The sequence below is a fragment of the Moorena sp. SIO2C4 genome (genome assembly GCF_010672485.1).
GTDB classification, from domain to species: domain Bacteria; phylum Cyanobacteriota; class Cyanobacteriia; order Cyanobacteriales; family Coleofasciculaceae; genus Moorena; species Moorena producens.
The window spans coordinates 1-11,355 of record NZ_JAAHGN010000117.1 but is presented as its reverse complement, the minus strand read 5'-3'; the positions used below and the strand labels follow the sequence as shown (position 1 = coordinate 11,355).

Sequence of the window (11,355 nt, the reverse complement as noted above, 5' to 3'; positions counted from 1 at the left end):
ACCGCAAGCTGCACACCAGAGGAGAAGGCTCAAGCCTATCAGCAGTTCTTGGAAAAAAATCAGCTCATTGACGAGACGGCTAAACAGGCTTGGCTAAAGCAGCGTGGTATGAATCCAGCTCAATTAGAAGCCCTAGCGGTACGAAGTATTCTGATTGAGAAATACAAACAACAAACCTGGAGTCACAAACTGGAATCTTATTTTCTGGAGAGGAAGGGACAATTAGACCGGGTGATTTATTCCCTGATTCGGACTAAAGACCCAGGGGTAGCCCAAGAAATCTATTTCCGAATTCAAGAAGGAGAAGAGTCTTTTGCTGACCTAGCCAGGGAATATTCCCAAGGACCAGAAGCTCAGACTGGCGGATTAATCGGTCCGGTTGAACTGAGCGTACCTCACCCCGCCTTAGCCCAAATGCTTCGCCTGAGCCAACCCGGACAACTGTTCCCACCGACACGCTTGGGAGAATGGCTGTTAATCGTGCGTTTGGAGAAGTTTATGCCAGCCCAGTTAGATGATTCGATGCGCCAGCGACTACTGAATGAATGTTTCAGCACCTGGCTAAGTGAGCAACTGAATCAGCAATTAGCGGCGCTAGATTAACGACTTGACTTTCTAATGAAACTAAACTCAAGAAACTAAATAGATGGCTAAAATTCCGGATTTGGGGGAAAATAGGCGGGATTTGGCTAATAGTTTGGGCTAACCGCGCCAGATGGGGAAGATTCCGAAAAACCCCTCTAGCTTGGGGATATGGTAATCCTGAAGCTGTGCCGTGGCTAAATGATCAGTAGTCTATGGTGTACGGTAAAATTTTTGTTCTTTAAGGCTAGTCTCAATAGACTTTGCCTGATTCCATCATAGCATAGCCAACTAGTTACATTTCTTGATGGAAGCGCTAAGCAATTCCTAGGGTGCGTTACAGAGTCTTTACATAAAAGACAGACCTACTATGCTTAGCATATCCTAATAAATACCCCATTAGAAGCTGTTATCAAATTTAATTAAGCTAACTAATCTCAAATTTAAGCTAAGTAATCTCCTAAGAGGCTCAATGACCTATACAACAACAATTCAAGAGTTTCTAGCTGGTATTTCTCCGTTCAATAAATTGTCAAGGACAGCACTGCAAAAACTGTCCACGAGTTGCCAACTGTTGCGCTACCGCATGGGTCAGACAATTGTGGTCAGGGATAAAATGCCAGGCCAAATCTCGATTTTATTCCAAGGAAAAGCCCGTCTCATCGGCTATGACCAACGCCGTCAAACCCCCACAACCCTCAAATTACTACAACCAGGAGCGATTATTGGCTGGGTCAGTTTGGTCAGGGGCATACCCTGTGAAACTGCGATCGCATCGGTGGAAGCGGTTTGTGTCACCATCAATGCGGCTGACTTCTTAGGGCTGCTAGATACAGAAAAATCTTTCTCAGATGCCTTCAAAGCCCGTTGTGGTCTAGTGGAAATCTTTGATCTTTTGGGAACAGAGTTGGGGCGTCGGGCTGAGGCAGAGACTGACCTCAAAGCACTTGCCCTGTTAGCCTGGTCAGACGCTTTAGTTTATAACCTGCCTCGGGGCAAGCAAATGTCAAGCCAACTCGACCCCAATCGAGTATGGTTTGTGAGTGGGGGAGCAGCCGCCAATTTACCAGTAGGGTCTTGTCTGAGTTCAGAAGCATTGTCTAGCTTACAGGTCAATGGTCATGGTGCAACGCGCTTGGTGGGAATTCCAGAAGCTATTTTCTCTGAGCAAACCGCCAATGACTCGGAAACCCTGGCTGAGCCTACCGATACAATTCCCAGTATACCTCAAGACGATATTCCCCAGGCTCCAGACCGACCGGATCAAGCTCCCGAGACGATTTACACTGGCCAGACTACTCCTACAAAATTCCCCTTTATACGGGGTAAAGGAGCAGTGCAGGAATCCTTGGCTTGTTTCCAAATGCTGAGTAAGTACTTTAAAATTCCTTTCCGGCGAGATAGTATACGGAAGGTGCTAAAAAACCAGCATGCTCGCACCGGTCAAATCTCCCTTCAGCACTGTGGTGCAGTGGCAGAACTGATGGGATTAACTGCCCAACTCGCAACAGTACCAGCTAACGCTATCAAACGTTTACCTACCCCAGCCATGCTGTTGTGGCACGATAGCTTAGCTATTCTCTATGAAGCCAGTGAACGGCAAATAGTGCTGGCGGTGCCACAGCTGGGAATTCAACGGCTTAAACCCAAAGATTTTGAAGAAAACTGGGGAGAAGGCGGGCAGGTACTTCTGTTAAAACCTACCAAAGACACCCCTACCCAGCGGTTTGGTCTGAGTTGGTTTTGGCCTTCTATCGTTCGTTACCGCAAGGTATTGACGGAAGTTTTAATTGCTTCTTTCTTTGTCCAACTGTTGGGTCTAGCCTATCCCTTGATTATCCGGGTACTCATTGACAAAGTGATATCCCAAAACAGTACCGATACCTTGCAAGTACTGGGAATTTTACTGTTGGTGGTGTCGGTTTTTGAGGGGGTTTTAATCACCCTGCGTACCTACCTGTTTGTAGATACGACCAACCGTATCGATATGGCTCTCGGTTCCGAGATTATCGACCACCTGTTGCGCTTACCGTTAAATTATTTCGAGAAACGACCCGTTGGGGAGTTGTCCACTCGGATCAATGAGCTAGAAAATATCCGCCAGTTTTTGACCGGGACAGCCCTAACCGTGGTGTTAGATTCAGTCTTTTCTGTAATCTACATCGTGGTCATGTTCCTCTTTAGTTGGGTGCTGACCCTGGTGACTTTGTCAGTAATCCCTTTGTTCATGCTCCTGACCCTGATCGTTTCCCCAATTGTCCGGCAACAGCTACGCAATAAAGCGGAACGGAATGCTCAAACCCAATCCTATCTAGTGGAGGTATTATCTGGCATTTCCACCGTTAAAGCCCAGAATATTGAATTGCGATCGCGTTGGAAATGGCAAGAGAAATATGCGCGCTATGTTAGTGAAGGCTTCAAGAATGTGCTAACCTCTACCGCTGCTAGTTCTATGAGCACCTTCTTGAACAAACTCTCGGGTTTACTTGTGCTTTGGGTAGGGGTCTATCTAGTACTAGATGGACAATTAAGCTTAGGGGGGTTGATTGCCTTTCGGATTATTGGGGGCTACGTTACCAGTCCCTTGCTGCGTTTAGCCCAACTTTGGCAAAACTTCCAGTCTACAGCCCTATCTCTCGAACGCCTCAGTGACATTGTCGATACACCCAAAGAAGTGGCTGAAGCAGACCAGGGTAATATCCCCTTGCCCTCTATCACGGGAGACATTCGCTATGAAAATCTCTCCTTCCGCTTTGCCAAGAGTGGACCAATGCAACTGAATAACATTAACGTCGAGATTCCAGCTGGTTCATTTGTAGGGATTGTGGGGCAAAGTGGTTCCGGTAAGAGTACCATGACCAAACTTTTGGCTAGACTCTATGGTCCAGAGTCCGGTCGCATCATTGTCGATGGTTACGATATCTCGAAAGTCGAACTCTATTCCCTGCGGCGTCAGATTGGGATTGTGCCTCAGGAAACCCTCTTGTTTGAGGGAACCGTTCAAGAGAATATTGCTCTGACCAATCCTGATGCAGACAGTGAGGAAATTATTCAGGCAGCAAAGATAGCAGTGGCCCACGATTTTATCATGGAATTGCCTTTGGGTTACAATAGCAGCGTTGGCGAAAGGGGTTCAGGTCTTTCCGGGGGACAACGACAGCGTATTGCGATCGCCAGAACGATTTTGCAATCACCCCAGTTAATGATATTAGATGAAGCCACCAGCGCCCTCGATTATGACACCGAGCGGCAAGTGTGTTTAAATCTAGCGGAAGCTTTTCAACAAAGCACGGTATTGTTCATTACCCACCGCCTAGGAACCATTCGCAACGCTGATATCATTTTGATGATGGATCGGGGTTCAATAGTAGAGCAAGGTACTCATGATGAACTGATGGCTCAGAAAGGTCGTTACTATTGCCTCTACATGCAACAAGATGCTCAAATGTAGCTATGAAGGGTGAAGGGTGAAGGATTAACCATGAAGGGTTAAGCATTAAGGATTAAGGGTGAAGGATTAAGTGTGTATTGTCTCGGTATTTGCTATTTGGTTTAACCCTTGGTATCGGATAGACTAGGCTCAAGGATAAAAAAATACTAGTGGTCGGGTAGTTGGTTTTACAGAGGCTATCAAGTGAGAGCGAGAAGTTTTGGCTAACTCCCCCTAAAGTAAGTGATAAAAATGATCAATGAGTCAGTTTTTTATTAGTTACTAAATTTAATTATTCAACCAGATAATTATCTTAACATTCCGAGAAAATCCTTCATTCTTTATTATTTATCCTTCATTCTTTATTATTTATCCTTCATTATTTATTATTTATCCTTCATTATTCATCCTTTCCGAAGTATTAACGAATAGCAGGAGCTAATAACTATGAGCCCATATAATGGCAATGGTAATGGCAATGGTAATGGCAATGGTTCCAAACCAAATCCAAAAATAAACTTAGGTTCTGTGGGTACTATTAGCAAAATGGCAGTTCCTCAAGACACCAGGGACAGACGTCGTGCTTCTAATAGTCACCTCGAATTCGACCAGCCGGTTATTCTAGAACAATCGCCCCATTGGTCTCATGCCATTCTCTGGGCACTGTTGAGTCTAACAACTTTTGGTATGGTGTGGGCTTACTTTGCCAAAATTGACTATGCCGTTCCCGCTCGGGGCAAGCTAGAGCCACAAGGTGCGGTTAAAGAAGTCCAAGCTCCTGTGGGTGGAGTGGTGACAAAAATTCATATTAAGGAAGGAGAGCCGGTTAAAGAAGGGCAATTGCTCCTTTCGTTTGAGCCCAAGGCTACTCAGGCTCAACTCACGTCTCTCAATAAACGCCGTGCTACCTTAATCAGAGAAAACCAGTTTTATCAGGCTGCAATTAGTAATCCTAATTATCCACCTGTACCACCACCAGGTATGGATATACAACTGTCCTCACAACTGCCTTCTCTGATCGCTAGTCGAAACACGCTACTGTCAGAAATTGGACTTTATCGCGCTCAACTTAGTGGAGGTTCTTCTAGGGCTAATCTTAACCCTGAACAACGAATTCGTTTACAATATGGTACTGCTGCACTTGACGCTCGGATCGCTGAACTTGAGAGTAGAATTGGCTCCCTAGAGGAACAGCTGAAACAGAATCAGATTCAACTTGCCAATGGCCGAGACATCCTAACAGTTGAGGAGGGTATTCTGACAGACCTCAGACCCCTGTATGAACAAGGGGGCTTTTCTAAGATTCAGTTCTTGAGGCAGCAAAATGAGGTCAAAAATCGCCAAACTGAGGTAAACGCTAGGATTGAAGAAGAAAAACGCTTGCAAAAAGAAATTGCTGGGGTCAGAGCGAATCTACTCAGTACCATTGCGTCTTCTCAACGAGAACTGGCTGATTTGATGGCCCAGAATAAAGAAAGAATTGATAGCATAAACACCCAAATAGCTAGCATTATCAGTCAATTAAACCAACGCATTGTTGATAACAATAAGCAGATGGCAGAAATTGATAGCCAGTTGCAGCAGGCTCAACTAACCCTAAGCTATCAAGAACTACGAGCTCCTGTTGATGGAACAGTCTTTGATTTGCAACCCTCAACTCCTGGTTTTGTTGCCAATACCACTCAGCCAGTGCTCAAAATTGTTCCCGGTAGCTCTCTGATTGCTAAGGTATATCTTACCAACCGAGACATCGGGTTTGTGGATGAAGGTATGGAAACCGAAGTCAGAGTTGACTCTTTTCCCTTTAGTGAGTTTGGTGATGTAAAAGGTGAGGTACTATCTATTGGTTCTGATGCCCTACCACCGGATCCTGCGGAACTGCGTCAAGACTATACTTTCCCTGCCAAAATTAAATTGGATAAACAGTTCATTCAAGCTTATGGCAAAGAAGTGCAATTGCAATCGGGTATGTCTATCAGTGCCAATATCCGGGTGCGTAAACGAACAGTGATGAGTATTTTCACCGAGATGTTTTTGGATAAGACTGAAAGCTTGACCAAAATGCGTTAGCTATCAGCTATCAGCTATCAGCTATCAGCTATCAGCTATCAGCTATCAGCTATCAGCTCTCAGCTCTCAGCTCTCAGCTCTCAGCTCTCAGCTCTCAGCTATCAGCTATCAGCTATCAGCTATCAGCTATCAGCTATCAGCTCTCAGCTATCAGCTATCAGCTATCAGCTATCAGTTTTGTGGCACAGGCTTCTAGCCTGTGCCACAAAGCTGTTCCCGTAGCGTGGCCAACGGCCAAGGGCAAATCCCCACACTTTTCTCGAACTATTAAATTCTCCCGTTCAAGGTTTATTTTAAATAAGCTGATGGCACCTCAAGTAGCTTGCGCGTAGCGCATATGCTGACAGCTGAATGCTGACGGCTGAATGCTTACATGTTTCCCTACCTAAGCGATCGCTCTAGGTGTTGGTTGTTGCTATTGGCGGCAACCACTCCTCAAGATTACGGTTCTACCGACTGCTGAGTTTAAGCACAGATGGGTACATTGATGGAAGTAAAGTACATAAAACTTTACACCAGGGTGATCTCTCACCCACTGCTTAAATTCGGTAAGGTGAACCGGGGATGTTTGAACATTTTACAGATAAAGCGATCAAATCCATCATGCTGGCTCAGGAGGAAACCCGTCGCTTGGGACACAGCCTCGTAGGAACTGAGCAATTGCTGTTGGGTTTGATTGCACAACGAACAGCTGTGGCAGCCAGAGTGCTGAGGGATTTTGGTGTTACCCTCGAAGATGCTCGCTACTCGGTGGAAAACACTGTGGGTAGGGGTTCGAGAATGTTTAGCTCAGAACTCCCTTTCACCCCCAAAGCCAAAGAAGTTTTTCAGCAATCTTTCCAGGAAGCTAAGCAACTTGGACACAACTACATCGATACTGAACATTTGTTGCTAGCTATCATTCAAGACAGGAACAGCGTTGCGACTCAAGTACTGGTAAACCTGGGTGTAGACCTAACAGAATTACGCACCCATGTCATTAGTACGATAGCAGAATTAACAGCAGCAACGACTGCTAAGGGACAAGGTTCCTCGTTTATAGGGAATACTCAAAACCAGAAAGCTACCTTAGAAGAATTTGGGACTAATCTGACCAAGTTAGCTGCAGAGGGCAAACTGGATCCGGTGGTTGGTCGTCAGCAGGAAATCGAGCGGGTGGTGCAGATTTTAGGTCGTCGTAGCAAGAATAACCCGATATTACTGGGGGAACCTGGAGTTGGGAAAACTGCGATCGCAGAAGGTCTAGCCCAACGGATTGTATCTCAAGATGTTCCAGACCTGTTGGCAGACAAACAAGTGATTAGCCTAGATATGGCTTTATTGGTTTCTGGTACTCGCTTCCGGGGAGACTTTGAAGAACGGCTCAAGCAGGTTGTGTCTGAAGTCCAGGAATCTGGGAATATTATCCTAGTAATTGACGAAATTCACACCTTAGTCGGTGCAGGCTCCTTAGAAGGGGGTATGGATGCGGCTAATCTCCTTAAGCCTGCTCTAGCTAGAGGTGAACTCCAGTGTTTGGGAGCTACTACTCTGGATGAATACCGCAAGTATATTGAGAAAGACGCAGCACTAGAACGTCGTTTCCAGCCAGTCATGGTCTCGGAACCCTCTGTAGAGGATACCATTGACATACTCCATGGTTTGCGCTCAACCTACGAGGAGTATCACAAAGTCCAGATTTCCGACCAAGCGTTACTGGCTGCAGCTCAATTGTCAGACCGCTATATCTCGGACCGCTATTTACCCGACAAAGCCATTGACCTGATTGACGAAGCTGGGAGTCGGGTTCACTTGATGCACTCAAAACCTTCCTCAAGGGCTAGAGCAGAATCAGAGTGGGAGAGTGAGGGAATTGAAGGTAAGTTATCCCCATCCCCAACTATTCCGATTGTGGATCAAGAACACATTGCTCAGATTGTAGGGTCTTGGACTGGGATACCGGTCAATAAACTGACGGAATCTGAATCAGCTCTGCTGCTGCACTTGGAAGAAACCTTGCACGAGCGGATCATTGGTCAAGACGAAGCTGTTACTGCTGTGTCTCGGGCAATTCGTCGGGCAAGAGTTGGATTAAAGGATCCCAATCGACCGATTGCTAGCTTTATCTTCTCTGGTCCGACTGGAGTTGGTAAGACAGAACTGGCTAAATCTTTGGCTTCCTACCTGTTTGGGTCAGAAGACAAGATGATTCGTCTTGACATGTCGGAATATATGGAACGCCACACTGTTTCCAAGCTCATTGGTTCTCCCCCAGGGTTTGTGGGTTACGACGAAGGTGGTCAACTTACTGAAGCTGTCCGACGCCAGCCTTACTCGGTGGTACTATTTGACGAAATCGAGAAAGCTCACCCTGACGTTTTCAATGTACTGTTGCAACTGTTAGATGATGGTCGCTTAACCGATGCTAGAGGTCGTACTGTAGATTTCAAGAACACAATATTAATCATGACCTCCAACATCGGTTCTAAAGTGATTGAAAAAGGAGGTAGTGTTTTTGGCTTTGAGTCGTCAAAAACCTATGAGGAGTCTAGGTACAACCAGATCCGCACTCAGGTCAATGAAAATCTGAAAGACTATTTCCGTCCTGAGTTCCTCAACCGCCTTGACGATATAATTGTCTTCCGTCAGCTCAAGAAGAATGAAGTTAAGGAAATTGCGGAAATTCTGCTTCAGGAAATCTCTAGCTCTATACAAGAGAAAGGAATTATCCTGGAAGTCACAGAGGCTTTCAAGGACCACTTAGTCAAAGCAGGCTACGAACCGAGCTATGGTGCTAGACCTCTACGACGGGCAATTATGAGCCTGTTAGAAGATAGCTTAGCCGAAGCCATGCTATCTGGTCAGATTCAAGAGGGGGATACAGCAGTTGTTGATGTGGATGATCACGGTCAGGTCACCGTATTATCTGCAAACGCCCAAAAGAGGCTGCGGCAACCAGTTGGGGTTTGCTAGTGCCAAGGAATGATGCCAAATTTCGTTAAAGCCTGGACTTTAAAGGCTGGATCTGTAGAGGGGTTGCCTGCAATCCCTCTAACATATATCTACATCTACTATAAAAGATACAAAAAGTAGATATATACAGCGCCATAGTTAACCAGGAAAAAGGCTCCTCCTCATGAAGTTAGTTATTCCCGTTGCTCTACCAGAACATTCCTATGATATTGCGATCGCACAACACCTTCCTGATGGCAAGATGACCACAGGTGGCTTAGATGATATTGGGGTTTGGATGAGCCGTCTACAGTTGGGTAAAAAAGTTTTAGTGGTATCTAATCCAGCAATTTTCCGAAGATATGGGGAAAGAGCGATCGCAGCCTTGGAGTTAGTGGGATATCAGGTATCTAGCCTCACCCTGCCTGCTGGTGAACGATACAAAACTGTCAAATCTATCCAAAAGATCTATGATGTTGCCCTAGAAAACCGCCTAGAACGCTCCTCGACTCTAGTGGCATTGGGCGGTGGGGTAATTGGGGATATGACAGGATTTGCTGCTGCCACTTGGCTAAGGGGAATTAATTTCGTTCAGGTTCCCACATCTCTGTTGGCCATGGTTGATGCTTCAGTTGGTGGCAAGACTGGGGTCAATCACCCCAAGGGCAAAAACTTGATCGGTGCCTTCCATCAACCACAATTTGTCTTAATTGACCCTTCGGTATTAAAAACATTGCCAGCCCGAGAATTGCGAGCAGGGATGGCAGAAGTGATTAAGTATGGGATTATCTGGGATGAAGAGCTATTTGTGAAACTAGAGGAATCAAAGCGACTTGACCAATTGCGTTACCTGAAGAAGGATTTATTAGAAACAATTCTCTCTCGGTCTTGTCAAGCTAAAGCGGATGTGGTCAGTCAGGATGAGAAAGAAGCTGGGATCAGAGCAATTTTGAACTATGGTCACACCATTGGTCATGCCGTAGAAAGCTTAACTGGCTACAAGTTAGTGAATCATGGGGAAGCCGTAGGGATTGGAATGGTAGCGGCAGGCCAGATTGCTGTGGCACTCCAGATGTGGCAGCCAGAAGAGGCCGAACGCCAGGATGCTTTAATCACAAAAGCTGGACTACCTACTAAGTTACCCAGTGGGCTAGATATTGATGCCATTATTGATACCCTGCAAACGGATAAGAAAGTAAAAGACGGTAAGGTAAGATTTGTTTTGCCTACCAAGATTGGTGAAGTAACCTTGACAGATCAGGTGCCAACTGATCTGATTAGGGAGGTGCTTAGGCAAATGCAGCTATAGCAAAGGGAATCGGGAGTGGGGAATCGGGAATCGGGAATCGGGAATCGGGAATCGGGAGTGGGGAATCGGGAATCGGGAATCGGGAATCGGGAGTCGGGAATCGGGAGTCGCTTACAAGGGTAGGTTTTTGAGAAAGGGGTGAGTAGGTACTTTTATAGCACTACCCATTAAGCTTAGGACATTCCTAAACTCTGAAACTTAGTCATAGCTTACTTCTGACTTCTGACGCAAGAACCTTGCTGACTTGCGCGTAGCGCTATATTACGTATAAATTCCTCAAAATATGTATCACCATACACAATAATTTCCCGGATAATTATCCCCATTTCCCGCTTTTCCCGATTCCCCACTCCCGATTCCCCACTCCCGACTCCCGATTCCCGATTCCCCACTCCCGATTCCCCACTCCCAACTCAAATGTCAAGGTTTGATAACTTGCTCAAAACATCTATCGAAGATGCTATGAAACCATTGAGAACCGGCCAAAGGGTTGACCCCTCATGTCACTCAATTCCTGACTGGGTAAGACTCTCCCCAGGTTACCCTAGGGGGCGGAAAGGATTTGCCCACACCATTATCCATAGCAATTAGGGAAAGTTGATCGAGAAATCGCAAAATTTTGAAAATGAGCTAGGGTAGACATTGGCACCAATCTAGATTTCAATTTAGGGTTAGGTTGCCATTGACACACGAAAATTACCCAAAGCTATGGGCAAAGGGCTTATTGCCCCACGTTAAGGGTGAAATTAACAAAAAAATATGCGACCTTAGCAGTAGTGGCAATTCGTTGTAATTCGGTTCCAGTTGAGAGGCAATATTAATGAGTGATGGTATGGCATTCCTGACGGGGGCTGCCTTTGCCGGAATGGCAGCATTGTTTCTCCTCAAAGGAGGAGGCAATATGGTGGCGAATAACCTTCCCTCTTCCCAACCCTTCCAAATTTCCCCTAACAATCCCTATAATTCCCCTTACACAGATCAACCGCCAAACCAGGCTCTAGCTTCACCGAACTTAAATAATTTAAATAATAAA

7 protein-coding genes and 1 pseudogene are annotated in these 11,355 nt (G+C 45.8%); 7 read left to right on the top strand and 1 reads right to left on the bottom strand.

Translation table 11 applies throughout. The features are described 5' to 3' along the window. The 6 genes from F6K20_RS09075 to F6K20_RS40550 form a co-directional block, all read left to right on the top strand. A partial coding sequence (locus F6K20_RS09075; protein WP_287294477.1) for a peptidylprolyl isomerase occupies positions 1 to 603 on the top strand: 603 nt, incomplete at its 5' end. Between the two features lie 451 nt (positions 604 to 1,054). Beyond that, a complete protein-coding gene (locus F6K20_RS09070; protein ID WP_009149359.1) occupies positions 1,055 to 4,033 on the top strand; it encodes a peptidase domain-containing ABC transporter in 2,979 nt (992 codons plus the stop codon). Between the two features lie 426 nt (positions 4,034 to 4,459). Continuing rightward, a complete protein-coding gene (locus tag F6K20_RS09065) occupies positions 4,460 to 6,082 on the top strand; it encodes a beta-barrel domain-containing protein (RefSeq protein ID WP_287294475.1) in 1,623 nt (540 codons plus the stop codon). A 564-nt stretch (positions 6,083 to 6,646) separates the two neighbouring features. After that, a complete protein-coding gene (locus F6K20_RS09060) occupies positions 6,647 to 9,034 on the top strand; it encodes an ATP-dependent Clp protease ATP-binding subunit (protein ID WP_287294474.1) in 2,388 nt (795 codons plus the stop codon). Positions 9,035 to 9,197: 163 nt separating this feature from the next. Beyond that, entirely contained in the window at positions 9,198 to 10,322 is a 1,125-nt protein-coding gene (gene aroB, locus F6K20_RS09055) for a 3-dehydroquinate synthase (RefSeq protein WP_287253815.1), read from the top strand. A 15-nt stretch (positions 10,323 to 10,337) separates the two neighbouring features. Then, complete coding sequence (locus F6K20_RS40550; RefSeq protein ID WP_071986925.1) at positions 10,338 to 10,445, top strand: AraC family transcriptional regulator; 108 nt, start codon at positions 10,338 to 10,340, stop codon at positions 10,443 to 10,445. Between the two features lie 86 nt (positions 10,446 to 10,531). On the opposite strand, the gene F6K20_RS09050 is transcribed toward F6K20_RS40550, so the two are convergent. Beyond that, the gene (locus F6K20_RS09050; protein WP_081473263.1) at positions 10,532 to 10,714 is read right to left on the bottom strand and encodes a hypothetical protein; all 183 of its coding nucleotides are present in this window, start codon (positions 10,712 to 10,714) and stop codon (positions 10,532 to 10,534) included. A gap of 428 nt (positions 10,715 to 11,142) precedes the next feature. On the opposite strand from F6K20_RS09050, the pseudogene F6K20_RS09045 reads away from it, so the two are divergent. Beyond that, positions 11,143 to 11,355, top strand: a pseudogene (locus F6K20_RS09045) (heterocyst differentiation related protein); the annotation flags it as partial.

Coding starts and splice junctions, on each gene's coding strand:
- F6K20_RS09065 (WP_287294475.1), top strand. CDS start 4,460: ATGAGCCCATATAATGGCAATGGTAATGGCAATGGTAATGGCAATGGT.
- F6K20_RS09060 (WP_287294474.1), top strand. CDS start 6,647: ATGTTTGAACATTTTACAGATAAAGCGATCAAATCCATCATGCTGGCT.
- F6K20_RS09070 (WP_009149359.1), top strand. CDS start 1,055: ATGACCTATACAACAACAATTCAAGAGTTTCTAGCTGGTATTTCTCCG.
- aroB (WP_287253815.1), top strand. CDS start 9,198: ATGAAGTTAGTTATTCCCGTTGCTCTACCAGAACATTCCTATGATATT.